Source organism: Hymenobacter psoromatis (assembly GCA_001596155.1).
Lineage (GTDB): Bacteria > Bacteroidota > Bacteroidia > Cytophagales > Hymenobacteraceae > Hymenobacter.
Window position 1 is genome coordinate 3,244,152 of record CP014771.1, and the last position, 25,067, is coordinate 3,269,218.

The 25,067-nt window shown below is 61.3% G+C and carries 27 protein-coding genes and 1 pseudogene; 12 read left to right on the forward strand and 16 right to left on the reverse strand.

The annotated features are described in order from the left end of the window. Positions 1-75: 75 nt before the first annotated feature. The 4 genes from A0257_13745 (at position 76) to A0257_13760 (ending at position 5,081) form a co-directional block, all read left to right on the forward strand. The gene (locus tag A0257_13745; protein ID AMR28047.1) at positions 76-1,389 is read left to right on the forward strand and encodes a ribosomal protein S12 methylthiotransferase RimO; all 1,314 of its coding nucleotides are present in this window, start codon (positions 76-78) and stop codon (positions 1,387-1,389) included. A gap of 221 nt (positions 1,390-1,610) precedes the next feature. Then, the gene (locus tag A0257_13750; GenBank protein ID AMR28048.1) at positions 1,611-3,185 is read left to right on the forward strand and encodes a bacillithiol biosynthesis cysteine-adding enzyme BshC; all 1,575 of its coding nucleotides are present in this window, start codon (positions 1,611-1,613) and stop codon (positions 3,183-3,185) included. A 673-nt stretch (positions 3,186-3,858) separates the two neighbouring features. After that, a complete protein-coding gene (locus tag A0257_13755; protein AMR28049.1) occupies positions 3,859-4,458 on the forward strand; it encodes a hypothetical protein in 600 nt (199 codons plus the stop codon). Positions 4,459-4,640: 182 nt separating this feature from the next. Continuing rightward, positions 4,641-5,081, forward strand: a complete 441-nt coding sequence (locus A0257_13760) for a hypothetical protein (protein AMR28050.1) — start codon at positions 4,641-4,643, stop codon at positions 5,079-5,081. Positions 5,082-5,265: 184 nt separating this feature from the next. Here A0257_13760 and A0257_13765 read toward each other — a convergent pair whose 3' ends face one another. The 4 genes from A0257_13765 to A0257_13780 are packed head-to-tail and all read right to left on the reverse strand — an operon-like array spanning position 5,266 to position 8,100. After that, positions 5,266-5,799 carry a hypothetical protein gene (locus tag A0257_13765; protein AMR28051.1) on the reverse strand — a complete coding sequence of 178 codons (534 nt, stop codon included), beginning with the start codon at positions 5,797-5,799 and terminating at the stop codon, positions 5,266-5,268. Continuing rightward, complete coding sequence (locus A0257_13770) at positions 5,799-7,055, reverse strand: hypothetical protein (protein AMR28052.1); 1,257 nt, start codon at positions 7,053-7,055, stop codon at positions 5,799-5,801. Before A0257_13770 ends, A0257_13765 begins: the two co-directional genes overlap by 1 nt. An 11-nt stretch (positions 7,056-7,066) precedes the next feature. After that, complete coding sequence (locus tag A0257_13775) at positions 7,067-7,357, reverse strand: hypothetical protein (protein AMR28053.1); 291 nt, start codon at positions 7,355-7,357, stop codon at positions 7,067-7,069. 26 nt (positions 7,358-7,383) lie between these two features. Continuing rightward, positions 7,384-8,100, reverse strand: coding sequence for a hypothetical protein (locus A0257_13780; GenBank protein AMR28054.1), 717 nt, complete (start codon positions 8,098-8,100; stop codon positions 7,384-7,386). 21 nt (positions 8,101-8,121) lie between these two features. Here A0257_13780 and A0257_13785 point away from each other — a divergent pair, with 21 nt between their 5' ends. After that, entirely contained in the window at positions 8,122-8,544 is a 423-nt protein-coding gene (locus tag A0257_13785) for an esterase (GenBank protein AMR28055.1), read from the forward strand. Positions 8,545-8,612: 68 nt separating this feature from the next. After that, a complete protein-coding gene (locus A0257_13790; protein ID AMR28056.1) occupies positions 8,613-9,587 on the forward strand; it encodes a hypothetical protein in 975 nt (324 codons plus the stop codon). A gap of 39 nt (positions 9,588-9,626) precedes the next feature. Here the strand turns inward: A0257_13790 and A0257_13795 are convergent, their stop codons facing one another. The 3 genes from A0257_13795 to A0257_13805 form a co-directional block, all read right to left on the reverse strand. Next, entirely contained in the window at positions 9,627-9,950 is a 324-nt protein-coding gene (locus A0257_13795; GenBank protein AMR28057.1) for a hypothetical protein, read from the reverse strand. Beyond that, entirely contained in the window at positions 9,937-10,209 is a 273-nt protein-coding gene (locus A0257_13800; GenBank protein ID AMR28058.1) for a hypothetical protein, read from the reverse strand. The genes A0257_13795 and A0257_13800 overlap by 14 nt, the downstream gene beginning before the upstream one ends. A gap of 525 nt (positions 10,210-10,734) precedes the next feature. Next, positions 10,735-10,965: a hypothetical protein gene (locus A0257_13805; GenBank protein AMR28059.1), complete on the reverse strand. Its 231-nt coding sequence runs from the start codon at positions 10,963-10,965 to the stop codon at positions 10,735-10,737. Between the two features lie 102 nt (positions 10,966-11,067). On the opposite strand from A0257_13805, the gene A0257_13810 reads away from it, so the two are divergent. Next, positions 11,068-12,141, forward strand: a complete 1,074-nt coding sequence (locus A0257_13810) for a 23S rRNA (adenine(2503)-C(2))-methyltransferase RlmN (GenBank protein ID AMR28060.1) — start codon at positions 11,068-11,070, stop codon at positions 12,139-12,141. A 66-nt stretch (positions 12,142-12,207) separates the two neighbouring features. Here the strand turns inward: A0257_13810 and A0257_13815 are convergent, their stop codons facing one another. The 4 genes from A0257_13815 to A0257_13830 all read right to left on the reverse strand — a co-directional run bounded on the left by A0257_13815 (position 12,208) and on the right by A0257_13830 (position 15,991). Next, on the reverse strand, positions 12,208-12,879 hold the full coding sequence (locus A0257_13815; GenBank protein AMR28061.1) for a hypothetical protein: 672 nt from the start codon (positions 12,877-12,879) through the stop codon (positions 12,208-12,210). Between the two features lie 20 nt (positions 12,880-12,899). Further along, positions 12,900-13,856, reverse strand: a complete 957-nt coding sequence (locus tag A0257_13820) for a hypothetical protein (protein ID AMR28062.1) — start codon at positions 13,854-13,856, stop codon at positions 12,900-12,902. 260 nt (positions 13,857-14,116) lie between these two features. Then, a complete protein-coding gene (locus tag A0257_13825; protein AMR28063.1) occupies positions 14,117-15,085 on the reverse strand; it encodes a hypothetical protein in 969 nt (322 codons plus the stop codon). A 153-nt stretch (positions 15,086-15,238) separates the two neighbouring features. Further along, positions 15,239-15,991 (reverse strand): hypothetical protein, encoded by a 753-nt coding sequence (locus A0257_13830; protein ID AMR28064.1) that lies wholly within the window; start codon positions 15,989-15,991, stop codon positions 15,239-15,241. A 193-nt stretch (positions 15,992-16,184) separates the two neighbouring features. Between A0257_13830 and A0257_13835 the strand changes: the two genes are divergently transcribed. The 3 genes and pseudogenes from A0257_13835 to A0257_13845 all read left to right on the forward strand — a co-directional run bounded on the left by A0257_13835 (position 16,185) and on the right by A0257_13845 (position 18,790). Next, positions 16,185-16,952 (forward strand): hypothetical protein, encoded by a 768-nt coding sequence (locus A0257_13835; GenBank protein ID AMR28065.1) that lies wholly within the window; start codon positions 16,185-16,187, stop codon positions 16,950-16,952. Between the two features lie 167 nt (positions 16,953-17,119). Beyond that, positions 17,120-18,289: pseudogene (locus A0257_13840) on the forward strand (MFS transporter). A gap of 174 nt (positions 18,290-18,463) precedes the next feature. Further along, positions 18,464-18,790 carry a hypothetical protein gene (locus A0257_13845; protein ID AMR28066.1) on the forward strand — a complete coding sequence of 109 codons (327 nt, stop codon included), beginning with the start codon at positions 18,464-18,466 and terminating at the stop codon, positions 18,788-18,790. 52 nt (positions 18,791-18,842) lie between these two features. On the opposite strand, the gene A0257_13850 is transcribed toward A0257_13845, so the two are convergent. From A0257_13850 to A0257_13865, 4 genes are all read right to left on the reverse strand, one after another. Continuing rightward, positions 18,843-19,331 (reverse strand): hypothetical protein, encoded by a 489-nt coding sequence (locus tag A0257_13850; GenBank protein ID AMR28067.1) that lies wholly within the window; start codon positions 19,329-19,331, stop codon positions 18,843-18,845. 107 nt (positions 19,332-19,438) lie between these two features. Further along, positions 19,439-20,707: a hypothetical protein gene (locus tag A0257_13855; protein ID AMR28068.1), complete on the reverse strand. Its 1,269-nt coding sequence runs from the start codon at positions 20,705-20,707 to the stop codon at positions 19,439-19,441. A gap of 35 nt (positions 20,708-20,742) precedes the next feature. Further along, positions 20,743-21,735 (reverse strand): NAD-dependent epimerase, encoded by a 993-nt coding sequence (locus A0257_13860; GenBank protein ID AMR28069.1) that lies wholly within the window; start codon positions 21,733-21,735, stop codon positions 20,743-20,745. 172 nt (positions 21,736-21,907) lie between these two features. Then, positions 21,908-22,459 (reverse strand): hypothetical protein, encoded by a 552-nt coding sequence (locus A0257_13865; protein ID AMR28070.1) that lies wholly within the window; start codon positions 22,457-22,459, stop codon positions 21,908-21,910. A gap of 123 nt (positions 22,460-22,582) precedes the next feature. Between A0257_13865 and A0257_13870 the strand changes: the two genes are divergently transcribed. Beyond that, positions 22,583-23,779 (forward strand): glycine C-acetyltransferase, encoded by a 1,197-nt coding sequence (locus A0257_13870; GenBank protein ID AMR28071.1) that lies wholly within the window; start codon positions 22,583-22,585, stop codon positions 23,777-23,779. 153 nt (positions 23,780-23,932) lie between these two features. Then, complete coding sequence (locus A0257_13875) at positions 23,933-24,577, forward strand: DNA-binding response regulator (GenBank protein AMR28072.1); 645 nt, start codon at positions 23,933-23,935, stop codon at positions 24,575-24,577. A gap of 95 nt (positions 24,578-24,672) precedes the next feature. On the opposite strand, the gene A0257_13880 is transcribed toward A0257_13875, so the two are convergent. Next, on the reverse strand, positions 24,673-24,972 hold the full coding sequence (locus A0257_13880; protein ID AMR28073.1) for a hypothetical protein: 300 nt from the start codon (positions 24,970-24,972) through the stop codon (positions 24,673-24,675). Positions 24,973-25,067: the final 95 nt, after the last annotated feature.

A 25,067-nucleotide genomic window follows, 5' to 3' on the forward strand; every position in this document is an offset into this window, starting at 1 on the left:
CCGCCTCCCTGTACAATGGGCGAGCGGTGCAGTGGAGATGCTTCGCTTTACTCAGCATGACAAGTACCAATAATTATGCGTGTCAGAACCCTTAAACAAAACAAAGTCAACGTTATAACGCTGGGCTGCTCCAAGAACCTCGTCGATAGCGAGGTGCTCATGGGCCAGCTGCTGGCCAACGACTTCCAGGTGACGCACGAGGCCAAGAAGTCGGATGCTAACATCGTCATTATCAATACCTGCGGCTTTATCGACAATGCCAAGCAGGAGAGCATCGACACTATCCTGCGCTACGCGGAGGAGAAGGAGAATGGCAAGCTGGAGAAGCTGTACGTAACGGGCTGCCTCTCACAGCGCTACAAAGACGAGCTGGAGGCGGAGATTCCGCAGGTCGATGCCTATTTCGGCACCCTGGAGCTGCCCCAGATGCTGAAAGTGCTGGAAGCCGACTACAAAAAGGAGCTGGTGGGCGAGCGCCTGCTCACCACGCCCAAGCACTACGCCTACTTCAAAATCGCGGAGGGCTGCAACCGGCCGTGCTCGTTCTGCGCCATCCCGCTGATGCGCGGCCAGCACGTGGACCGGCCGATGGAGGACCTCGTGACCGAGGCCAAGCGCCTGGTGAACATGGGCACTAAAGAGCTGATTCTCATTGCCCAGGACCTGACCTACTACGGCTTGCAAGCCTACGGCGAGCGCAAATTGCCCGAGTTGCTGGAGCGCCTGAGCGACGTGGCGGGCGTGGACTGGATTCGGCTGCAATACGCCTACCCCTCGCAATTTCCGCTGGCGGCGCTGGACGTGATGCGCGAGCGCCCCAACGTGTGCCGCTACCTCGATATGCCCTTGCAGCACATTTCGGATAACATGCTGAAAACCATGCGCCGGGGCATCACGGGCCGCCGCACCAAGGAGCTGGTGCGCGAGATTCGCGACCGCGTGCCGGGCATTGCACTGCGCACCACGCTCATCGCGGGCCACCCCGGCGAAACGGAAGCCGACTTTGAAGAGCTGTGCGAATTCGTGCAGGAATCGAAGTTTGAGCGGCTGGGCATTTTCACCTATTCACACGAGGAAAACACGCATTCGCACACCCTGGCCGACGACGTGCCGGCCGAGGTGAAGCAGGAGCGCGCCGACCGCATCATGGAAATTCAGCAGCAGATATCGCTGGATTACAACGAGTCGCGCGTGGGCCAGACGTATAAGGTGCTTTTCGACCGGCTCGAAGGCGGCTACTACGTGGGCCGCACCGAGTTCGACTCGCCCGAGGTGGATAATGAGGTATTAGTGCTGGCTACGAATGACTTGCACATCCCGCAGGGCAGCTTTGCCAACGTGCACATTACGGGGGCATCGGACTTCGATTTGTACGGCGAGGTTATCTGAACCACGGATTTATCGGATTAGTCGGATTTTGTGGACGGCGCATTGTCGGTGTCCGAGCAATCGCCCATAAAATCCGATTAATCCGCATGAATCCGTGGTTCAGATAAAAGGCAGCCAATTGGCTGCCTTTTTTGTTTATTCCCGACCTTCGCCCAGCGAAAGGACCGGGCGGCAACGCGCCACCTACAAAATCCGACTAATCCGCAAAATCCGCCGAATCCGTGGTTCAGACACTTTCCTACGCCGCCACCGGCGCGTTTTCCAGCCTGCTTACCGACTATATCGCCGGCGCGCCGGCCCTGGCTCCTTTTTATAATCGCCGGCCCGAGCTGGCCGCGTTTCCGGCCCAAATCGAGGAGAAAAAAGCCGCCTACCCCCTCGAAATGCGCCAACGCCTGGTGGCCGACCTGTGGGCGCAGTACGCCGAGCTGGGCGGCCCAAACGGCGCGGATGCGATGCCGCCCGCCGTGGCCGCCAACCTCGATTTGCTGGCCCGCGACACCACGTTCACCATCACCACGGGGCACCAGCTCAACCTGCTCACCGGGCCGCTATACGTTGTTTATAAACTAGTTACGGCTATTAAGCTGAGCCGGGATTTGAAGGCCGCCTACCCGCAGTACGACTTCGTGCCGGTGTATTGGCTGGCCACTGAGGACCACGATTTTGCCGAAATCAATAGCTTCCCGCTCTTTGGTAAAACCTACAGCTGGGCCGGCCCCAGCGGCGCGGCTGGCCTGGGTGGCCCGGTGGGCCGCCTGGGCTTGCAAGGGCTGGACGAGGAGCTGCTGAGCCAGCTGCCGCCCGAGGTGCCCGCCGCCTTCCGCGACGCCTACACCAGCAGCCAGAACCTGAGCGAGGCCACGCGCCGGCTGGCCACCAGCCTCTTTGGCGAGTACGGCTTGGTGTGCATTGACGCTGACCGGCCGGCGCTGAAACAAGCGCTCAAGCCGCTGCTGATAAAGGAGATACAGGAGCAATTTTCCAACCACGCGGTGCAGGCCACCGATGCCCGCCTCACGGCCGCCGGCTACAAGCCGCAGGTGTATTCGCGGCCGCTCAACCTGTTTTTGCTCACCGACGAAGGCAAGCGCGAGCGCCTGGAACCCGACGCCCAGCCGCTGGCCGAGCTGCTGGCCCTGGCCGAAGCTGAGCCCGAGCGCTTCAGCCCCAACGTGGTGCTGCGCCCGGTGTACCAGGAAATCATCATGCCCAACCTGGCCTACATCGGCGGCGGGGCCGAGGTGGCCTATTGGTTTCAGCTGAAAGACGTGTTTGCGGCGCTGAGGGTGCCCTACCCCCTCGTGCTGCCCCGCAACTCGGCCCTGTACCTGAGCCGCGCCAACGCCAGCAAGCTCGCCAAGCTGGGCCTCTCGGTCCTCGACATCTTCAAGCCGCTGGCGGAGCTGAAAAAGCAAGTGGGCGCGCAGCTGGGGCAGGAGGAAATCAGCCTGGCCGCGCAGCAGCAGGCGCTGGCCGACGCCTTCGGGCAGGTGCAGGCCTTGGCCCAGCGCCTCGACCCCACGCTGGTGAAGACCGTGGCCGCCGAAGCCCAAAAGGCCGCCGGCAGCCTCGCCGGCCTCGAAAAGCGCCTGGGCAAAGCCGCCGAGGCCAAGCACGAAACTGCCTACGCCCAACTCACCACCCTCAAAGACAAGCTCTTCCCCGACGGCGGCTTGCAGGAGCGCACCGACAACGTGCTCAGCATTCTGATTAATAACCCCGGCTTTATTGAGCAGCTGCTGGCGGGTTTCGAGCCGCTGGCGCTGGAGTTTGCGGTGGTGCAGGAAGGGTAAATGAGATTCAAATAAGGCAAGACCTATCTTTACCACAATTCGTCAATTAGTCATGTGTCGCTATTCTTACCACTTATATAAGCCGCACTATGCGTGCTTCAGCTGTCGTAAAGCATTCAAGCGCCCATTAATAAGCGATGCTGGACGCCATCAATCGGTGAATGGTCGCTGGTATGCCGAGCAAGCTGGTAAGGTGGCGCAAGGTTGGGGAACTGTGGAGCAAATTGCTGCTACCTGCCCCGATTGCGGCGAATTGATGGCTGATATGGGCCTGGATTTTAAGGCACCCCTTAAAATTGACCGTAAGGCTTGGCAGAATCTAAGCATGCTATACTCCGTTGGTATAACATTTCATTCATGCGGCTGTGGGGGCCACGGTTATGTACCAGCCACAACTGATGCGTTAGCCAACTATCTGGCGACACGGCAAGCTGATTACGTGCGGGAGCTACAGTTTTGGTTCAATCGTCCGGCACCTACTACAGATACTGAACGCCAGGAAAACCTGTCGCATAACCGAGGTTTACCTATGAGCAAGCGAGGCTACGTTGAGCCCGCCGTCGCAATCGCTTATTGGCAACAACGCGTGCAAGCGGTTACTGAGCACCTAAGCAAATTGTCCCACAACTTACGTAAGTAGTCTTACCAAAACTTTCACAGTTATTGGCGGCCTGTGACTATTAATAAATTTACCAAAGCGGCCCTGCGCCGCGCCGCCCTACCCCCCCGCCTGGCCCTGACGCCGGCCGAAGTGGCTCACCGCAGCGCGCTGCTGAGCGAGCAATTGTTCGCGCATTTTCCGATTGCTGGGTGGCGCTGGCTGCACGTTTTTTTGCCGTTGGCTAGTAAGAATGAGCCCGATACCTGGCTCATAATCCGCCGCATCTGGGCTGAGATGTCGGCTTTGCGGCTGGCCGCGCCCGTGGTGCAGGGCGATGGCATTTCGCTGAAACACTACGAGTTGACGCCCGCCACGCCGCTGGCCGCCAACCGCTGGGGCATTCCCGAGCCGGCGGCCACGCCCGCCACGGAAGTGGCTCCGGCGCGGCTCGATGCGGTGCTGGTGCCGCTGCTGGCTTGCGATGCGCAGGGCCAGCGCGTGGGCTACGGCGGCGGCTTCTACGACCAGTTTTTGGCGCGGTGCCGACCCGATGCGCTTTTTATTGGGCTCACTATTTTGGATGATGCGCCCGTGCCCGCGCTGGCCGACGTGCTGCCCACCGACGTGCCGCTGCACGCCTGCCTCACGCCGGGCGGGGTGTGGAAATTTTAGCGGAGCGGCATCGGCTGGGTAGCGGCTGCCTTTGGTAGCGCCCGGCCGGGAGGTGGGGCGCGGGCGGCGGCCCTTCCCTACCCCCTCCTTTTTCTCCGACGTCCGCCCTCAACCAACCCGCCCCGAAAGCCGGCAAAAAGCCGCGCGCTCGCAAGCACAGCTTCCACCTCGACATGACGCCGATGGTGGACCTGGCGTTTTTGCTGCTCACGTTTTTCATGCTCACCACCACCTTCGCCAAGCCCCGCGTAATGCAGTTGACCATGCCGGTAAAGTCGGTTGAGGAAACGCCGCTGCAAGCGTCTAAGGCCATGACGATTATCCTGGGCAGCGGGCATCAAGCTTATTATTATTTTGGGCTGAATGCGCCCGCCGACCCCGGCGTGCCGGTGCCCACGCTGCACCGCACCGACTTTGGGCCGCGGGGCCTGCGACAGGCGCTGTTGGCGCGGGGCCGGCGGCAGCCCGCGCCGGTTATTCTTATAAAAACCGCGCCCAAAGCCAAGTACCAGGACATGGTGAACGCGCTGGACGAGCTGAACATCACCGACCAGAAGAACTACGCCATCACGGCGCTGAGCGCCGCCGACCGCCAGCTGCTGCCGGCCGGCGAGCGGGAATAGCCGCCTAGCGAGCACCTCACCCCCTGACCCCCTCCCCAAAAAAGAGGGGGCACCGGAATTGCCTTAGAGAAATTTATTAAAACACAAAGTTTTGTCAAACAGCATTTTGCATTTCTTACTAATGCCGTTTGCTGCGAGCCGGTGCCCCTCTTTTTTGGAGAGAGGCTCAGGGGGTGAGGTGCCCTCAGCGCCTCAGCAGCCGCACCTCCTCAATACGGGCCTGGCCCCAGGGCGCGATGCTGACGCGCACGCGCACGGCGGGGCTGGTTTTGCCGAGGCGCAGGGGGCTGTCGCCGGGCACGTAGTAGCGCTCCAGGTTGTAGCGCAGGCTCAGGGTGTGGTTATACACCTCCGTGACCCAGCCGCGTAGCACGGCCTGGCCGGCGGCGGGCTTCAGCTCATGGTCGTAAATGCCGGTGGGGGTGGCGAGGCTGTCGGGGCCGGGCGCGGTGGCCAGCAGCACGTACACGGCTTGGCGGCGCTGCGGGGGGGTAGGGCCGCGCCAGGCCGCCAGGGGCACCTCGGCGACGGTGTAGCGCAGGCGCACGAAACTCTCGTATTGCAGGCCGTGCAAATCAACGGGCGCGGTGGCCAGCCAGATGTGTTGGCCGTAGGCCGTGGTGGCGTAGCCCGCGCCGGCCACACCCAGCACGTAGAGCACCTGCGCCGCCACGAGCAGCCGCAGCAAGAGGCGATGAGAGGGGGTAGGGCGGCGCATCAGCTGTTGGTTTCGGGTTCCTGGTTGGGCAAAGCGATGACGGCCGCCACGCCGGCGGCCAGGCGGTGGGCGTTGCGCCGGCGCAGATACCAGCTCAGGCTCAGCAGCAGCACGCCGCCAATCAGGAAAAACAGCGACTTATCCAGGAAGGCCCAGGTGAGCTTGAAATACGCCACCATCGTGGCCACTACGAAGAGCACAGTGCCCAGCGTGAGCTGCTCGGCCTCGCCCGCGCGGTGGGCGCGGGCCAGCACCGAGCCGGCGTGGGCATACAGCACCACCAGCGTGGCCACGGCCAGCGGCAGCCCGCCCGGCAGGTAGAAGCCCGGCAGCAGCAGCAGCCAATCGGGCAGGCTGGCCAGGCGGCCCCGCGCCCGCTTGCCGGCCACCGACAGCGCCAGCACGGCCCCCAGCGCGCCCAAATAAGCCAGCACCGGCGGTCGCAGCAGCCCGGCGTACTGGTCGGTTTCGCCAAACAGGGCCAGGCCGAGGGCAAACAGGTAGGCCGCCACCAGCGGCGGGCCTTGCAGGGCGCGGCCGGCCGCGCGGTGGGGGTGCCAGTCGCCGGCCGCGTACACGAGCATGGCCGGAATAAAAAACCAGGTGATTTTGGCATGGGTGAGGGCCACCCACAGCGCCGCCTGCCACAAGAGGCTCAGCGCCAGCAGGCTGGCAACCAGCGTGTCGGGCTCGCGGCCGGCGGCCGGCCGCCACCAGCGCCAGCCGCTGCCCAGTGCCACCAGCCCCAGCGTGGCGTAGCTGAACACGCCCAGCGCCTGCGTGCAATACGTTTGCACGGCCACGCCGATGACAATCGGCAGCAGCGTGAGCGTCTGGCTGTCATACAAATAGCTCAGTAGCACGCCCGCCACCACCCAGGCCAGCAGGCCGCTCACGTCGTAGCCCACCAGCTGGTAAAGCTGACTAGTGAGAATAATACTGGCCCCGAAAATCACCAGCCCCAGCCCCAGCAGGCCGTGGCCCACCCGGCGGTTGCCCCGGTGCAAAAAATACTCGCCGCCCGCGTAGGCGGCCAGTAGGCTGCCCAGCAGCAGCCCCAGCCGCACCGGGGGGGGTAGGCTTTGCCAGTTGGCGGCCACCACGCTCAACGCGCTCAGACCCACCAGGATGCTGCCCAGCAGCGGCAGCAGGCCTACGGCCTGCACGGCATCGGGGGGGTAGCGCGCCAGCAGGCGCGCGCGCTGCGCCTCCGTAATGAGGCCCTCGGCCACCCAGGCCGGGCTTTCGGTTTCCAAAAATTTGCGACTCATTCGATGGGCAGTAATCCGCTGGCCGGCATGGTCAGCGCCGCCTCCACCAGCTCTTCCACCAGCGCGTCAAGGCCGTGGTACCAGTCGAGGTGGGGCGAAGTGACGCCGCAGCCACCCGGCCGGGGCGGGCACGTGGTCACGGCCCAGCGGTAGTGGCACCGCGGGCAGGTGCCGCCCGTTTCAAACGTGTCCCAGACGTGCCCGCAGCGGCACTGCCAATGCGCGCCGCCATCGGGCTCCCACTGGCAGGCAGGGCAGCAAATTTCTATTGATGAGTCGGTTGCCATAGCAGATAAAGAAGTAGATAAGACAATTACGCCGGCTTGCGGGCTCGCGTCATTTCGCGCTTGCCAGGCGGGCCGGGCAGCTTTTCGGTGAGCCAGCCGGCGGCCCGCAGGTTGCGCCGAAACTGGCCCTGGGCGCAGTAGCTCACCAGCACCGCACCGGGCGCGGCGGCCGCGTAGAGCTTCGCAAATATGGCCTCCGTCCACAGCTCGGGCTGCTTTTCGGGGGCGAAGGCGTCGAAGTAAATTAAGTCGTAATGGCTGGCTGGCAGGTCGGCGGTCTGAATTGTTTGCTGGATTTTAGTCAGTATTAACTGCTCATCTAACGCAAACACTTCATTCCAGGGAGCACTATGCAAGGCCGCGAAAGCACTGCTCAATTCAAGCTGGCTTTGCCATTGTGAGCGCAGGGAAGCGAGGGCATCCGGCGGCAGCGGGTAGGTTTCGTAACCATCATAAAAGATGAGCGCATCAGCTACCTGTGCTGCTTCCAGCGTCAGCAGCGCGTTGAGGCCCGTGCCCAGGCCCACTTCCAGCAGATGCAGTGGGCCTTCGGTAGCCTGACCCAACCCCGCCGCCAGCAACGGCCGCAGCCCCGCCTCAATAAACACGTGGCGCGACTCCTGCCGCGCGCCGTGCGTACTGTGGTAGTGCTCGTCGAGCGCGGGCACGTAGAGCGTGGGCGAGCCGTCGGCGGTGGTGCGCACCTCTATTTTTGACCCGCCTTCCACTCGCTCCCTGCTCATTAGTACTTGCTCCTTGAAAAAATGCCCCGCGTAAAAGTAAGTTTGCCCGCCAGCTTTGGCTTCGCCGTCACGATTCCTGTCCGCATCACCGACCTTAACTACGGCGCGCACCTCGGCAACGATGCCCTGCTGAGCCTGCTGCACGAGGCGCGGGTGCAGTTCCTGGCCCACCTCGGCGCGGCCGAGTTTGACCCCGCCTCTCAGCTCGGCTTCATCTTGGTTGATGTGGCCATTGAGTATAAAGCGGAGGCATTTTATGGCGACGTGCTCACCATTGAGCTAGCCGCCAACGACCCGAACAAGTACGGCTTCGACATCGTGTATCACGTTAAAAACCAAACGGGTAAGGAAATCGCCCGCGCCAAAACCGGGATGCTCTGCTTCAACTACAACACCCGCAAATTGCGCTCCCTACCCTCCCCGCTGGCCGCCAAGGTCGGCTGAGCGCCCCCGCTTCGCGGTTCTTCTCCCCAGCCCAAACTTCCCTACCCCCCCCTTTTATGCGATACGGCATGTGCTTCGATGGCAGCGTGGTGCGCGGCCGGGGCGACGATGGCCGCCCGCTGCACTTCTCCAACACCCGCGCCACGGGCCACGTCGGGCGGGCCGAGCTCGACTACGAGCGCGCGCGCCAGATGGGCCTGACGCTTTTCCGCGACACGGTGCTGTGGGACGAGGCGCGCCGCTGCCCCGACTACGCCTGGCTCGACCGGCTGGCCGCCCTCAGCCAGGGCCAGATAGAGCTGGTGCTCAACCACTACGGCCTGCCCGAGTGGCTGGGCGAGGCCATGTTTTGGGGCGATGAGGCGGCCGCGGCCATGCGTGAGCTGAGCTATCAGATTGCCCGGCGCTACGGCGGCGCGTTTCGCAGCTACAACCTGGGGGCCGAGCTGGGCATCTGGACCGACTGGATTGCGGCTCCCAACAACCGGCAGTGGCCCTTCGGCAACCGCTCGTGGTGGGCGGTCTATCGCCAAACCAGCGCCATCACCATCGCCATCGCGCAGGGCCTCAAGGCCGGCGACCCCATCTGCCGCACGGCCATGAGCGAGCCTTGGGGCTGGAATCCCGCCGTGCCCTGGGCCGACCAGGCCCGGCCGTTTGCTACCATCCTGGGCCAGCCCGACGAGGTGGCGGTGGCAAACGACTGCTTCACCTGGCAGCAGGGCCACACCGGCCTGCTCGACATCGTGGGCCTGAACATCTATTTTGAACATGATATCGCGGGAATGCTGGCCGCCGCCCGCCGCCTCTTCCCCGCCCAGCAAGTGGTGGTGGCCGAAACCGGCAACCTGCTCCGCCCCGACTGCCATCCGCCCCAGCTCTGGTGGGCCAAGTTTGAAGCCCTGGGCGAGCCCGACCTGGCCGTGAGCTGGAGCCCCGGCCTCACCATGCTCACCCACGAGCTGGGCGAGCGCATGGCCGGCAACCTGCTCAGCGACGACGGCACCCTGCACTGGCACCGCCGGGCGGTGGTTAAGGGGTAGGGCCGCTTGTAGCAGGCCGTCATTAAGCGGAACGGTGGCCTAGAGCTGGTAAATCTGTCGCATCCGGGTGTTCACCTGGGTAAGCTCGGCAGCGACTAGCCTGCCCAGGCCGTGCTTAATCTGGTGCCGGTCGAGGGTTGCTACTTTGGATAGGCGAAGGAAGGATGGCTTGGTAAGCCCGGTATGAGCGGCGGGTGGCAGGAGCAAGTCATCCGCCTCTGCTTTAGCAACCTGCGAGGAAATGAAGGCCACCGTGACTTCGGCGCGGCGCACTACCAACACTAGCGCCGGGCGCATTTTCTGCCCGCTCAAGTCCGAAAATGGGAAATTGAGCAGCACAATGTCTCCTTTACTCGGCTGCATCGTCGGGCGGGGCGGCGTAGTGAAACTTTACATCGGCCAGCGAATAAATATCTTCGGCTTCATCGTGCAGGAAGGCAAATGCTTCGGAGGTTTCTATCTGCTGCTGAATTTGCTGCATGAGTAGCGCTTCATCGGCCGTTACCCGCGCCTGCTGACGCTGGCGCAGAAAGGCCGCGAAGTCCAGCACTTCGGCCGCCTGCTCTTCGGGTAGTTCGGCAAGAAGCTGACTCGTTTCGTCAATAATTTGCTGGTGGCTCATCACAAATCCAAAGGGTTAACTCTGCAAAATACGCCTGGCTCCGCGAAAGTTCTCCAAATAGAACTTTCGCGAAAAGGAGTAAATTAGGCAAGAATGCTCTGCTATCAGGCGGCGGAGGCCAGCAAAAATTTGCTTCCGCGAACACTCGTTACAAGCCTAACCCCAGGCGCAGGCCGGTATCCACTTGCTGAAGCTCGGCCGTGGTGAGTTCGCCGATGCGGCCACTTAGCTGGCTCGGGTCGAGGGTAGCCATTTTTAGCACGCGCACCAGTGAAGGCTTACTTAGCCGATTGAGCGCGGTTGGTTGCAACACTACATCATGCGGCCGCGCGAGGGCCAGGTTGCCGGTTATGTAAGGCCACTGTCACATCAGGTGCTTCCACGGCTAGCACCAGCGCTGGCCGGCGCTTGCTCCCTTGCTGATTGGTAAACGGAAATTGAACCTGGAGAATGTCACCTTTCTTCATTTTGAGGCGGTGCTTGGTTGTTGAAAAAACCTAGCTCGCCCTAAAATGTAAGTACTAGCTACTCATTATGCAAAAAATCGTACGCGCGGCTATGCTGCTGAATTGCTCGTATATCAGCCGCAAACTCTTCTTCCGTTTCATCAGCCAACAATTCGTCATTTACCAACGGCAAATTATTCCATGATTGCTGGGCCAGAAAAGCCGCGAAGTCGCGAACGGTTCGCGCTTGCTCTTCCGATAAAGCGGCCAGCAAACGGCCGGTTTCGGCAATCAGCATTTCGTTGCGCATGGGGAATAAGGGAGAGGTTACCTCTGCAAAATACGTTATTCCCAACGAAAGTTCTCCAAAATGCCGGGAACCCAAAGCCCTGACCCGTTGTATTTTTGCCCTATGTTACTGGAACTCGAACTCGCCCCCGCCAAACGCGACATCCGCAAAACCTCGCCCGACGACCTCAAGGCGTTTATGGTGGCGCATGGCGAAAAGCCGTTTCGCGTCAAGCAGGTGAGCGAATGGCTGTGGAAAAACACGGCCGGCTCGTTCGAGGAAATGAACAACATCTCGCTGAGCACCCGCGAGTTGCTGGCCGCGCACTTCGTGATAAACGGCGTGGCGGTGCAGAATCAGCAGCTCAGCAACGACGGCACCATCAAGTCGGCCTTTCGGCTGCACGACGGTAACATCGTGGAGGGCGTGCTCATTCCGCACGATACGCGCATGACGGCCTGCATTTCGAGTCAGGTTGGCTGCTCGCTCACCTGCAAGTTTTGCGCTACCGGCTACATGGACCGCAAGCGCAACCTCGACGCGGCCGAGATATACGACCAGGTGGTGCGCATTCGCGAACAGTGTGAGGCTCAGTATGGTACGCCGCTTACCAACATCGTGTACATGGGCATGGGCGAGCCGCTGCTCAACTACGCCAACGTGGTGGAAAGCGTGCGCCGCATCACCGCGCCCGACGGCCTCAACATGGCCCCGCGCCGCATCACCATCAGCACGGCCGGCATCGCGAAGATGATAAAAAAGCTGGCCGACGACGACATCAAGGCCAATCTCGCCCTGAGTCTGCACGCGCCGAACGACACTAAGCGCAACGAGATTATGCCCATCAACGAGGCCAACTCGCTGGCCGCTTTGAAGGAGGCGCTGCAATATTACCACCAGAAGACGGGCCGCAAAGTGACCTACGAATACATTGTGTTCGAGAACTTTAACGATTCGCTGCAAGACGCCGCCGAGCTGTACGTCATCAGCAAATGGCTGCCCTGCAAGATTAACCTCATCGAGTATAATCCCATCGAAAACGCCGCTTACCAGAACGCGGAGGCCGACAAAATCACGGCCTTCCACAAGTACCTGGCTGACCGCGGCGTGCAAACCAATATCCGGCGCAGCCGCGGCAAGGACATCGATGCCGCCTGCGGGCAGCTGGCCAATAAGGAGAAGGCCGAGGCGGCGTAGTCCCTACCCCTCTCTAGTTGCGTGAAGCCCCGTAGCCACCCCGGCAACGGGGCTTTTTGTGTATTGTTACTTACTGTCCTTTAACAACATAAGCGTCGGCAGGCACTGCTGTTGCAGGTCTTCCATAACGCGGCTAGCTAGCCGCGCCACTACCGGCTGGCTATTGCCAGCCGCCCCATATAGCTGCATTATCTGCGGGCCGCGCCGGGTGAGAGAGGCGTTGAATTCCTGGTGAAAAAGCTCCACGCGCTCGGCCGACGACTTGTTTTTCAACAATCCGGTTGCTTGCAAAGTAGCCAGCCGCTGACAAAGCTCCTCACCCCACGACTTGATAAAGGCATCTTCGGCGGCGGCCGAATTAATAAACCGGCCGTAAAGTTGGGTGGCCGTTGGGCAGGTCCTGATGAGGTGTACTGCCACGACAGTGGGCAGGTCGGCGCGTAGCTTTTCGTAAGCCCCCGCGGTATTGGCCTGTTTGGCCACCTGCCTAATGGCAGCCACCCGCTTTTCGATGGTTTGGGAAAGGGCTTGCTCAAAGGCTTCCTGAGCTTGCGTAGGGCTCAGCTCGGTGAGCGCCTGGCCTGGCCCGGCTGCTAATTGCTGGCAAGCCTCGGCGGCCAAAACCCGGGCAAGCTGGGTTTGGCCAGCTATCGTATCAGCCAGCACTGGCGGCGCGGCCCAAACCAGCTGGTTGCCAGCGAGTAGCCACAGGCTACCCAACAAGATAAGTTGCTTCATATTGCTAAGCTAGTGTCGGCCTACCGCAGCTTGATTTTGCCAAAGCGATACGCCACGTCCAGATAAGCCGGATACACGCCGCCGTTGTCGCGCGAGGTGTAGTAGAGCGCCCCCAGGCTGCCGCTGAAGCGGGGCGAGGCGTAGCGAAAGCCCGCCAGGCCGGCAAAGCCGCCACTGGTATCGAAATTGGCGATATACGTCTCGTTGACCAGCGAAAACAGGCGCGACAACCGCGCATTGGCCCCGATAACCGCCACCGGCGAGCGGCCAATGTCGCCGCCGCTAAAGCCGTAGCCCAGGCCAAAAGTCACGTTGGTATCGGCCGAGCCGTAGGTGGCCAGGCCGTAGCCCACGCCGGCACTGCCGCTGCCACCGGCCAGGCCCGTGGCGAAGCCGTACAGCACCCCTACCCCCAGGTGAAGGTTGTCGCTCACCGGCACGCTCAGCTTGGGCGTGATGGCCAGGGCCGGCACGCCCAGAAAAGGGATGACGGGCACCAGCAGGCCCACCGAGATATTGTCGGTCAGGCCGTAGTTGACGCCCAGCAGGAACACGTTGATAGCCTGCACGTAGCCTTCACCCTGGTACAGGTTGCGGGCGGTGGGGGCAATGAACATGCGCGTGCCGTTGCCCACGTAGTCGAAGCCGCGCCGGGCCTGCTCGGGCGTCTGCGACATCAGTTGCCGCAGGTTGGCCCGTTGCACGGTAATCAGGCCCAGCTCTTTGGTTTCGAAGGTCAGCGTGAGGTCGGTAGCGGCCTGGAGCGTGCCGCTAAACTGCGTGCCCCCGATGGTTTCTACGCTGTATATCTGCCCGATAACTTCGGGATGGCCAATGACCTCGGCCGAGGGCAGCGCGGTGGGCTGCCGGCCGGGTACCGGCTGACTGGGGGGGGTAGGCGGCCCAACCGGCTGGGCTGGGGGCTGCGGAGCACCGGGCAACACCGGCTGCTGGGCCAGCGCCGGGCCAGCCAGCAAACTCAATAAACCCAGTTGTAGTAGGGGTAGGCGCATAGACGGGGCAGCAGGAAAAATAGCTTGCTGACGCCGTAAAGATGCACATACGCTACTAATTAGTTGCAACCCTAACCACTTGATTGACAGGTGTTAATTCAGGTATTTTTGCGCTGATTATTTAACAAAATTTACCTTGCAACTGATTGATGAAGAATAGATTAAGTAGTAATTTGCCCTTCGTTACCAAAGAAAAAAACCGCCTTTTGGGCGGCCATTTTTCCCTACCCCCGCCAGCTGCCGGTGCTTGGCGGGCGGCCGCTGGCCTTCTCACTTTCCGACTCGCCTGGTGGAATTTCCTTGGTTTCGACGCGCACGGCGTAGGCCTTGGGCTGGATGCGCTGCCCAAAGGCATCGGCAAACTCCTGGGTGAATTCGGCCCCAAAAAAGATGATGAGCGAGGAGTAGTTAATCCAGACCAGCAACACGATAGCCGAGCCCGCCGCCCCAAACGCGGAACCCGGATTGGCCTTCGATATATAAAAGGAAATCAGGTACTTACCAAGAATAAACAACAAAGCCGTGATGAAGGCCCCAATACCCACGTCGCGCCAGCGAATGATGGCGTCGGGCAGGAACCGGTAGATGAGCCCAAATAGCAGCGTGGTGACGCCCAGCGACAGCACCATGTCCACTAGCTTAATGGTGATGAGGCCGATTTCGGGCAGCAGCCGCTGCAAATAACCCGTAAAAATTCCCAGCATCGCACTGATTACAAACGAGATAAGCAACAGCAAGGCCACGCTCAGAATAAGCCCGAACGAGAGCAGACGCTGCCGCACAAAATCCCAGATGCCGATGCCTTCGGTCTTGACTTTCAGGTTCCAGATATCGTTGATGCTCTCTTGCAGCGTGACGAAAAACGTGGTGGCCGCGAATATCAGCGTGCCCAGGCCGATAACCGTGGCCAGGCCCGACTTCCTCTGCAAGGTGAACTGCGCGATGCTGTCTTGCAGGAACTTAGCCGACTCGGCGCCCACCAGGCCGCGCAGCTGCCCGTAAATCTGCCCGGTCAGCGCATCGCCGCCATACACCGAGCTGGCCAGCGTGATAACGATGAGCAGCAGCGGCGGCAACGAAAAAATGGTGTAGTACGACAGCGCCGCCGCGTGCCGAAACGAGTTATTGTTGGCAAACTCGGTAGCCGAAGCTTTGACGATATTGAGGATATCGGAGAATTTATAGCGCGTCATAGCGTAAAGTGGAAAAATGCCGGAGGAGCGAGTTGGCCCAAGGCCTCATTCTCAGGTGGTAGCAGCGGGCACGGGCGTAATGCCCCACGGCCGGCCGCTGGCTTACCATACGGCCAGCGCAGATTTTTGCCCAAAAACCGCCCGAAAGATAACCTACCCCGCCCGCAGCGTCCAGCGCAGCGTGGCGATGGGTGCCTGGCGCAGCGCCAGGGCCAGGCCGGCGTCATCCCGAAACTGCAGCTGGTGCAGCTCCTGCGTTTCGACGCTCACCTCCAGCTCTTTGACTGCGAAGGGCCAGGGCCGCACCACCACCGGCGTGCCCGGCCCGGCGGGCTGGCTCACGTAGCTGGCGTGCGGCTGGTGGGCGGGGGGTAGGGCGCTGATTTCGACCTCGCGGCCCATCTCGGGCAGCTCCTGGCGGCACAGGATGAGCGAGAGCCGGTCGGCCCAGTGCAGCAGGTCGTAGGCCTGGCGAGCCTGGGTTTTGGTGAGGCGCAGCTCCTTGGTCCAGCGAGCCTGGCCGGCCCGCAGCTCTTCCAAAAACGCGTCGAGGTGCGCCGGCCCGCCGCGCATTGGCTCATACAACGTGCTCAGGTGCAGGCTGGTAAGCAGGCTGCGCCAGCGCCCCTGGAAGCGCGCCGCGTGCAGCACGCCCAGCGCCTGCTCGGGCGAAAACGCCACCTGCGTGAAGTTGGCCGGCGCACCGGCGGGCGTGAGGCCGTGGTGGCCGCCGCGCCCGTGCCAGGGGGCCTGCTCGTCGTCGTGCTGCGCGATGGCCGCCAGCAGGCCCACCCAGCGGTCGGGGGGTAGGGAAGGCGGCCAGGCCCAGGCCAGCTGGGCGGCCAGCAGCGCGTGGGCCTGCTGGTAGATTATCTGCCAGCCGGTGGGGGTAGGATTCACAATCATGGGCCGATGCCGGGATTTTCTTGCAATTTTGGGGTTTATACGGCGAAATAGCTAACCTGTCCTTGCGAGCAGCGCGAAGCAATCGCACCCGGACGAGTCGTGCGCATCTCGTTCAGGTGCGATTGCCGCGCTGCGCTCGCAAGGACAAACGTCTTTTACATAAGTCCTGGCTTCTATTGCTCCTACCCCCCTTATGCTCGCGCAACTGCAAGATATTCTGGACCATCCGCTGCCCTCGCTGGCGGTGGTCGGCAACCTCATTATTATCGAAAGCCTGCTCTCCGTGGACAATGCCGCCGTGCTGGCCACCCTCGTGAGCGACCTGCCCCGCGCGCGCCGCACCCAGGCCCTGCGCTACGGCATTTTTGGGGCCTATCTGTTTCGGGGCCTGTGCCTGGTGTTCGCGTCGTACCTGGTAGGCTTCTGGTTTTTGAAGCCGCTGGGCGGGCTCTATCTGTTGTATTTGACGTTCAGCTATTTCCGCAGCTCAAAACCCGAGCAAGAAGACGCGCCCGACAAGCAAAAGAGCTGGCTCTACCGCCGCACGCTGGGCCTGCTGGGTCCCTTCTGGGCCACCGTGGCCGTGATTGAGCTAATGGACGTGGCCTTTTCCATCGACAACGTGTTTGCGGTGGTGGCGTTCAGCAACAACCTGATTCTCATCACGGTGGGCGTGTTTATTGGCATTCTGGCCATGCGGCTGGTGGCGCAGGCCTTCGTGGGGCTAATGGGCAAGTACCCGTTTCTCGAAACGGCGGCCTTCGTGGTCATCGGCATTCTGGGCTTGAAGCTGCTGCTCTCGCTGCTGGAGCACTTCGCGCCCGGCCACCCCGTCAGCGGCTTTCTCGCCAGCGAAGCCGCCAGCGTGGGCCTCACCGTCCTCACCATTGCCACGTTTGGCGTGCCGCTGCTCACCTCGCGCCTGCTGGGCTGGCCCCGCCGCCTGGGCGGAATGCGGTGAGGTGGTGAGCAGAAAGAACGTCATTCCGAGCTTGCCGAGGAATCTCGCCCGCCTCGTTGAACGACACCCGAACGACTGCGGGCGAGATTCCTCGGCAAGCTCGGAATGACGTTCTTTTTTCCACAATGACGTTCTTGTTTCCATAGTTACTTTTCTCCCTACCCCCCTTGCTCGCCGCCTTTCGCTCTTTAGAGCACCGCAATTTTCGCCTCTTCTTTGCCGGGCAGTCGGTGTCCCTGGTGGGCACCTGGATGCAGCGGCTGGCCGTGAGCTGGCTCGTGTATTCGGCCACGCATTCGAGCCTGCTGCTGGGGGTAATACTGTTCGCGAGCCAGATTCCGATGCTGCTGCTGGCGCCCTACGGCGGCACCGTGGCCGACCGCTACAGCCGCTACCGCATCCTGCTCGTGACGCAGGTGGCGGCGCTGGTGCAGGCCAGCCTGCTGGCCGGACTGGTGCTGAGCGGCTATTACAACACCTGGGTGGTGGCCGGCTTGAGCCTGCTGCTGGGCACCATCAATGCCTTCGATATTCCGGCCCGGCAGTCGCTGCTGGTCGAGCTGGTCGATGACCCTACCCACCTCTCCAACGCCATTGCCCTGAACTCGACGATGGTGAACCTGGCCCGGCTGCTGGGGCCGGCCATCGCGGGCGCGCTGCTCGCGGTGCTGGGCGCGGGGCCGTGCTTCGCGGTGAATGCCCTGAGCTTTGTGGCGGTAATCGGCTCGCTGCTGCTCATGCGCCTGGTGCCGCGCCCGCCCCGCCCCAACCGCCCCGGTGCCTGGGAGGGCCTGCGCGAGGGCTGGGCCTACCTGCGCCAGGCCCCGCCCCTGCGCCGCCAGATTTTGCTGATGGCGGGCCTGAGCTTCTGCGTTCTGCCCTTCGGCACGCTGCTGCCAGTGTTTGCCAAAGACGTGTTTCACGGCGCGGCGGGCACCTTCGGGCTGCTCAACAGCGTGTCGGGCGCGGGCTCGCTGGCGGGGGCACTGTACCTGGCTTCGCGGCCGGCGGGCGGCAATCAGCGCCGGCTCATCAGCTGGGCGGGACTGGGGTTTTGCGTCAGCCTGCTGGGCTTTGCCCTGAGCCCGCGGCTGGGGGTAGGGCTGGGGTTTATCGGCCTGGGCGGGGTCGGCATGATGCTGTTTATCGCGGGCACCAACACCTTCGTGCAAACCCACGTGCCCGACCACCTGCGCGGCCGGGTGCTGAGCTACTACGTGATGGCTTTTCAGGGAATGCAGCCGCTGGGCAGCCTGCTGGTGGGCTGGCTGGCCCGGCACCTGGGCGCGCCCCACACGCTGCTGCTGCAAGGCGCGGCCGGCCTGCTGGTGGTGCTGGCGCTGGGGCGCGGGGCGCGACTGGTGCAGTTTGCCCCGGCCGCCGTGGCTCGCGCCAGCGCAGGGGGGTAGGGCATTGCTTGTAAAAGCCCTGGCGCTGGGGCTCGAAATAACCTCGCTCGCCAGCAGCCGTTAGCAGACTATCTACCCACTTTCTTTCGTATTTCTACTCCTATGGCTGCCCCTACCCCCCTTAACCAACTCGACGCTACCCTCGACTCTTTGCAGGGCGGCTTGATTAAAATAACCGACGCGGCCGGCGACGCCCTGGCCGGCTGGATTAAAACCCTGCACGGCAACGCGGCGCTCTCGGCCATTGCCCAGGAACTCCAGGTGTTGCAAAATGCCATCACCGCCAACCACCGCGGCGCCATTGCCGACAGCCTCAGCAAGCTCAGCGAGCAAACCAAGGGCGCAGCCATCACGGCCACTCCCGACGCCCAAAGCAAGCTTTTTCAGCTCAGCGACGGGCTCAAGCTGGCGGCCGGCCAGGTAGGCTAGCCACCGGGTGGCGACTAGCATCAACTCCTGTTCGGGCTGCCCGGCTATTTTCTTAAGCAGAGATACGCTGCCTGAATTGGGCATCAAAAGCGGCGAAGTAGCGGCAGTTAGTTACTACGGTGTCGTAATCGACGGCGGCTAGTAGGGAAGCACAGTGGCCTACGGAGTAAGTAGGTTGACCACGGGGTATGGCTGCCTTTAACCATTCTTTGGGTTCAGGTATAGCCATTGGGTCGGCAGGCTGGGCGCAGGCGCAGCCAAACCGACTATTGAACGCAGCAATATCCGCGCAAATCAGCGCTTCGATTTCATAGATACTGAGCAAGGGCAGGCTTTTTTGCTCTACCACGGTAGCTACCTTCCGGAAATATTTTTGCCGCTGCTGCCACTTAGCGCCTTTGGTTTGTAGGCTATCCAAATCCCGGATTACAATAACTAAGTTGGGCTTTTCCCATTCGTACTCCTTGCGCAGGTTGCGGAAGGTTTCGGCATCCTCCAGCATATCGCCGTTGATTTTATTCAGCAACGTAAAAAACTCCACTCGCTCTCCATAGCGCGGTGTCAAAAGTGCTTCAATCGCCCGCGTATCGTTGGGTGATTCGCCCAGCAGCCCCACTCGAAATAGGGGTTTGCGTTTCTTCGCCACCGCTATTTGGCCTCCAGATTAGAGTAAAGCCAAAAGTCGCTCAAGTAACTATCGTCACGCATGTAGGCGCGGGCCTTCGCCTGCTTAGCTCGGCTCAGCTTCCGAAATTGCGTACCTTTTTTAGGGTCCAGCTCGCAGATGGTAATACGGTCCAGTTCCTGTTTCGTCAGCATATTTAATACCTGCGGCGAGTGCGTGGTTATAATTACCTGATGCTCTTTAGACACTTCGCGGATTAGGCTGAGTAGCATTTGAAGTTGGTCAGGGTGAATGCCGAGTTCGGGCTCTTCGAGGAGGATAATGCGGGGTAAAGTGCGAAGAGAAAATGGCGTAGGATACTCACTCTGATTATAGAATTTAGCAAACGGCATTATTAATTGAGAAATCAAATACAAAATCCTCTTGGTTCCGTCTGATAAAGCCTCAAATGGAAGCCAGTTTTCAGCTATATAATACTCTAAAACTAAACCTTTCACGATTAGCTCTTTCTGAGTCTGATTGTCGTATAGTTGAAAGGCTTCACCAAGTCTTACTTGCTTAATAGGCGAACAAATTGCTAACGTGCTATTGAGAAAATCAAGATAAGCTGTAGTTATGCGTTTTATTTCCTCACAAACACTGTCAAGCAAATTTTCAGCTAGTCGGTTTGCCCGCTGGTGACGCTGTAGCCAAAAGAAGGCTTGGATAAAGGCGTTAAATAGAGCGTTTGGTAATAGGGGTGGGACAACAGCAGGGTGCGCAACTAGCTCTGGCTCTACTCGCATTCCAAGTAGCTCACCAAAAATTAGTGTAGCGGGTACATCAACGACAGGACACCGCTGTAGCGGTGTTCCGTGTTGGGCCAGGACGACATCGTACTGTGAAAAAGAAGTTTCATCTTCAAATCGTAGAAGTGCGTCTAAAAGAGTCGTGCCATTACTAATCTCCCCGCCCCAAGCAACGAAAACTTTGATTGCATCTACGTCGGCAAGCTGAAAGTTTGGTTCCTCGTCCTCAGCCCATAACTCCTTTTGAAAAGAAATTTTTATATCTTGACCGTAATTCAAAATTAACTCGCACTCTACCCCGGCTTTTTGGGTTATATACAAATTCATCAACTGGCTCGTCAGTTCTAAAAACCGCGTCTTCCCCGACCCATTAGGGCCAATGATAATATTCAACCCCGGCTCAAAGCTCACTTGCGCGTCGCGTAGTGGCGCATGGTTCCGAATCCGTACCTGCTTGAGGTACGGCCGGGCGGTGGGAGCGTCGAGTTTAGCAGTCTTAGCCATACTGGAATAAAAAGCGACGTAAAAGTAACCGCTACCTACGCCTCCACGGGCTCGCGCAAATGCGCCAGCATGTCGCGCGTCATCTTCGCCAAGTCATATTCCGGTGCCCAGCCCCAGTCCTGGCGGGCGGCGGTGTCGTCGATGCTGGCGGGCCACGAGTCGGCGATGGCCTGGCGGCCGTCGGGCCGATAGGTGACGTGGAAATCGGGTATTTCCTGCTGAATGGCGGCCGTAATTTCCTGGGGTGAGAAGCTCATGGCGCCCAGGTTGTAGCTGGTGCGCACCTTGACGCGCTCGGCCGGGGCGTGCATGAGGTCGAGCGTGGCCCGGAGGGCGTCGGGCATGTACATCATGGGCAGGTAGGTAGCGGGCTTGAGGAAGCACTCGAAATCCTCGCCGGCCACGGCCCGGTGGTAGATGTCCACGGCGTAGTCGGTGGTGCCGCCGCCGGGCAGGCTCTTGTAGCCGATGAGGCCGGGGTAGCGCAGGCTGCGCACGTCGAGGCCGTGGTGGCGGTGGTACCACTCGCACCACTGCTCGCCGGCCAGCTTGCTGATGCCGTACACCGTATTAGGGTTCATGATGGTGGTCTGGGGCGTGTGCTCGCGGGGCGTATCGGGCCCAAACACGGCGATGGAGCTGGGCCAGTACACCTGCGGCACCTGGTACTGCACGGCCAGGTTCAGCACGTTCAGCAGGCCGTCCATATTGAGCTTCCAGGCAAACATCGGGTCCTTTTCGGCGGTGGCCGAGAGCAGGGCGGCGAGGTGGTATATCTGCACCGGGCGATACTGCTGCACCAGGGCTTCGAGGCGCGGCTTATCGAGCACGTCGAGCAGCTCGAAGGGGCCGCCGGCCAGGGCATCGGGGTTTTTGGGCGGGCGCACGTCGGCGGCAATCACCGCCTCGGGGGCGTAGCGCTGGCGCAGGGCAGCGGTGAGCTCCAGCCCCAGCTGGCCGCAGGCACCAATAACGAGCACGTTGCCGGGGGTTCGGGGGGTAGCGGGTTCGCTGGGTGAGGTAGTCATAACCAAAAACTGAGGGGGTAGGGAGGGGGTAGGAAGGGCGGCCTGCAAAGATACGGCCAGGGGTAGGGGCAGGAGGTAGCGCCGCGTGCCTTCGGGCCTAAGGTGCGGCGCATTTCGGCCTCCCAGAAGGCGCAGCTTATGGCCAGCAGCCGGGCGGGCGGGCAGGCGTTTTTTAGTCAGCGGCCGGGGGCACGGCAGGTAGTTTGCGCCGCTTGGTGGACCCTTTCAAGGCTGGCTCAACCCACAATTCGGGGTAATATTGTGGACAAACGCAGTGAATGGATTCGTTTAGCGGGTCGATAATTCGGCTTTCGTGCGCAGCAAGCTCAAGCTGCGCTTCCAACGCTTCGGTGATAGCCACGGTTTGCGCAGTCACTTCATACGGGTTATCAACAGCCGATAAGCTGATTTCAAGCCGGCGTTCGGGCACGCGGCGCACATATGCCCGCACCTGGTTGCCGGCCAGCTCAACCCAGCCCGCCGGCAACGCTTCAGGCACTGCGGTTGTCGCCCGCAGCCCCAGTTGCTGAAGCAGCGAGTGCAGGTCGGCTTCATCGGTGTAGCGCAGGGCAAGCAACAACTGGTCGCCGTCGTTGGCATGGCCGCCTTGAGCTTTATTGAACCGGAAATAACGCAGGCGCCGCACCCAGTTCGCCAGCACCCCGTGGCCGTGGCGGCCAAAGACGTAATCTAGCCAACGGGGCTCGTGGGCTTTCAGTAGCAAGTCGGAAATAGTGGAAGACACAGCGGAGAAGAATGGCCACGTGAGAGTTGCTTCAAAGATGCACCCAAGCAGCCAGTATATTTGGGGCAATAAATTCTAATCAGCTATCCCTACCCCCACCCCATGTACGGTACCCTCCAAGCCGACCTTCAGCAGACGTTGCAAGAGATAAAAGACGCTGGCCTCTATAAGAAAGAGCGCGTAATTACCTCGCCCCAGGGCGCGGAAATTGACACTCAGGAGGCGGGCGACGTGCTCAACTTCTGCGCCAATAACTACCTGGGTCTCAGCTCGCACCCCGAGGTGATTAAGGCTGCCAAGGCCACCATCGACTCGCACGGCTACGGCATGTCGTCGGTGCGCTTCATCTGCGGCACCCAGGATATTCACAAACAGCTGGAAGCCAAGCTGGCCGAGTTTCTGGGCACCGAGGACACCATTCTCTACGCGGCGGCTTTCGATGCCAACGGCGGCGTGTTTGAGCCGTTGTTTAATGAGCAGGACGCCATTATTTCGGACGCGCTCAACCACGCCAGCATCATCGACGGCGTGCGCCTGTGCAAGGCCCAGCGCTACCGCTATGCCCACAACGACATGGCTGACCTCGAAAAGCAGCTGCAAGACGCCGTGGCCAAGGGCACGCGCCACCGCATCATCGTCACGGATGGCTCGTTTTCGATGGATGGCACTATCGCTCAATTAGATAAAATCTGCGACCTCGCCGACAAGTACCAGGCGCTGGTGATGGTGGACGAGTGCCACTCGACGGGCTTTTTGGGCAAAACCGGGCGCGGCACCCACGAATACCGCCACGTGATGGGCCGCGTGGACATCATCACCGGCACGCTGGGCAAGGCGCTGGGCGGCGCGATGGGCGGCTTCACCAGCGGCCGCAAGGAGATAATCGAGCTGCTGCGCCAGCGCTCGCGGCCGTATCTGTTCAGCAACACGCTGGCCCCGGCCATCGTGGGCGCCTCGCTACGCGTGTTGGAGCTACTCACCGAAAGCACCGCGCTACGCGACCAGCTGGAAGAGAACACGACGTATTTTCGCCAGCAGATGACGACCGCCGGCTTCGACATCCCCGCCGGCGAGCACCCCATCGTGCCCGTCATGCTTTATGACGCCAAGCTGGCCCAGGAATTTGCGGCCCGGATGCTCGATGAAGGCATCTACGTGGTGGGTTTTTACTACCCCGTGGTGCCGCAGGGCAAGGCCCGCATTCGGGTGCAGCTGAGCGCCGCCCACACCCGCGCGCAACTAGACCAGGCGATTGCCGCCTTTACCAAGGTGGGCCACGAGCTGGGCGTGCTGAAGTAAGGGTTGCGGCCGCCGTAGCTCCGTAGCAGCCCGCCCGGCTTACCTTGGCGCGGCGGAGCGGGCGCGGCCCGCTTATGCGGTGGTTTTTTTAGTCCGCAAGGCTATTTCTCCGTATAAATCAGACTAGTAGCCGTTGCCTTTCCATCATTAGCTATGAGCCGAATATTTTTAGTCGACGACCACACCGTGGTGCGCGATGGCATTCGGGCGATGCTGGCCACTGAGCCCAGCATCGAAATAGTTGGGGAGGCCAGCAACGGCCAGGAGCTGCTCGACCGCCTGCCCGGCACGCCCACCGACGTGGTGCTGCTCGATGCCAACATGCCCGTGCTCGATGGGCTGGCCACTACCCTGCGCCTGCGCGCCGAGCACCCCGAGGTGCGCATTCTGATACTGAGCATGCTGGCCCACGAGCGCTACATCGGCCAGCTCTTCGACGCCGGGGCTGCCGGCTACGTGCTCAAAAGTGCCGAGAAGGCCGAAATTCTGGTAGCTATCAAGATAGTCAGCGCGGGTCGGCAATTTTTGTGTAGCGAGCTGGGCCTCAGCATTTTGCGCAAAATACTGGCCAAAGAGGAGGAGGCTGAGGAAGTCACGAAGGCTCACAAGCTGTCGCGCCGCGAAACCGAGATACTCCAGCTGCTGGCCGAGGGCCTCACCACCAACGAGATTGCCGAAAAGCTCTTCACCAGCAGGCGCACCGTCGAAACTCACCGCCAGAATATCCTGGAAAAGACCCAGACCAAGAACACGGCCGCCCTCATTCACCTGGCCGTGACGCAGGGCCTGCTCGACTAGCGCCCTACCCCCCCCCCGCACAGCAGCACAAAGCCCGGCTTCCGCTCGTTGCGGGGGCCGGGCTTTGTGCTGCTGTGCGGGGGGGGTAGGGCGCGCTATTTGGTGGCCGCTTTGGGCGTGGTGGTGGGGCGGCTGGGGCCGCGGCGGCTGGTGAGGCCACCCTTGCGACCGGCGGCGCGAGCTTCGTCGGCCGTCCACTTGTGGCCCTGGCCGCTGGCGTGCGAGGCTTTGCCGCCTTCGCTGGCAATGCGGCGCTGCTCGGTGGGGTCCATGCTGGCAAAGCCGCGCCGGCTGGTGCGGCTGCCATCGCCGATGCGGGCGGCGGGCCGGGTTTTGAACGTACTGGCTACGGTAGCACTTGTGGAGAAGGAATTGGGAGCGAGGGCCTGCTTCATGAGGAATAGGAACGAAATGATGGTTGCCGAATAAGACTACTTGTGGCTTTGCAACGGCTAAGTAGCATCATTTGATTACTTTTTTTCACATAAAT

Excerpts from the sequence above, each read along its gene's own strand:
- A0257_13745 (AMR28047.1), top strand. The coding sequence starts at position 76 with ATGCGTGTCAGAACCCTTAAACAAAACAAAGTCAACGTTATAACGCTG.
- A0257_13760 (AMR28050.1), top strand. The coding sequence starts at position 4,641 with ATGGTGGACCTGGCGTTTTTGCTGCTCACGTTTTTCATGCTCACCACC.
- A0257_13765 (AMR28051.1), bottom strand. The coding sequence starts at position 5,799 with ATGCGCCGCCCTACCCCCTCTCATCGCCTCTTGCTGCGGCTGCTCGTG.
- A0257_13775 (AMR28053.1), bottom strand. The coding sequence starts at position 7,357 with ATGGCAACCGACTCATCAATAGAAATTTGCTGCCCTGCCTGCCAGTGG.
- A0257_13780 (AMR28054.1), bottom strand. The coding sequence starts at position 8,100 with ATGAGCAGGGAGCGAGTGGAAGGCGGGTCAAAAATAGAGGTGCGCACC.
- A0257_13785 (AMR28055.1), top strand. The coding sequence starts at position 8,122 with ATGCCCCGCGTAAAAGTAAGTTTGCCCGCCAGCTTTGGCTTCGCCGTC.
- A0257_13790 (AMR28056.1), top strand. The coding sequence starts at position 8,613 with ATGTGCTTCGATGGCAGCGTGGTGCGCGGCCGGGGCGACGATGGCCGC.
- A0257_13795 (AMR28057.1), bottom strand. The coding sequence starts at position 9,950 with ATGCAGCCGAGTAAAGGAGACATTGTGCTGCTCAATTTCCCATTTTCG.
- A0257_13800 (AMR28058.1), bottom strand. The coding sequence starts at position 10,209 with ATGAGCCACCAGCAAATTATTGACGAAACGAGTCAGCTTCTTGCCGAA.
- A0257_13805 (AMR28059.1), bottom strand. The coding sequence starts at position 10,965 with ATGCGCAACGAAATGCTGATTGCCGAAACCGGCCGTTTGCTGGCCGCT.
- A0257_13810 (AMR28060.1), top strand. The coding sequence starts at position 11,068 with ATGTTACTGGAACTCGAACTCGCCCCCGCCAAACGCGACATCCGCAAA.
- A0257_13815 (AMR28061.1), bottom strand. The coding sequence starts at position 12,879 with ATGAAGCAACTTATCTTGTTGGGTAGCCTGTGGCTACTCGCTGGCAAC.
- A0257_13825 (AMR28063.1), bottom strand. The coding sequence starts at position 15,085 with ATGACGCGCTATAAATTCTCCGATATCCTCAATATCGTCAAAGCTTCG.
- A0257_13830 (AMR28064.1), bottom strand. The coding sequence starts at position 15,991 with ATGATTGTGAATCCTACCCCCACCGGCTGGCAGATAATCTACCAGCAG.
- A0257_13835 (AMR28065.1), top strand. The coding sequence starts at position 16,185 with ATGCTCGCGCAACTGCAAGATATTCTGGACCATCCGCTGCCCTCGCTG.
- A0257_13845 (AMR28066.1), top strand. The coding sequence starts at position 18,464 with ATGGCTGCCCCTACCCCCCTTAACCAACTCGACGCTACCCTCGACTCT.
- A0257_13855 (AMR28068.1), bottom strand. The coding sequence starts at position 20,707 with ATGGCTAAGACTGCTAAACTCGACGCTCCCACCGCCCGGCCGTACCTC.
- A0257_13860 (AMR28069.1), bottom strand. The coding sequence starts at position 21,735 with ATGACTACCTCACCCAGCGAACCCGCTACCCCCCGAACCCCCGGCAAC.
- A0257_13870 (AMR28071.1), top strand. The coding sequence starts at position 22,583 with ATGTACGGTACCCTCCAAGCCGACCTTCAGCAGACGTTGCAAGAGATA.
- A0257_13875 (AMR28072.1), top strand. The coding sequence starts at position 23,933 with ATGAGCCGAATATTTTTAGTCGACGACCACACCGTGGTGCGCGATGGC.
- A0257_13880 (AMR28073.1), bottom strand. The coding sequence starts at position 24,972 with ATGAAGCAGGCCCTCGCTCCCAATTCCTTCTCCACAAGTGCTACCGTA.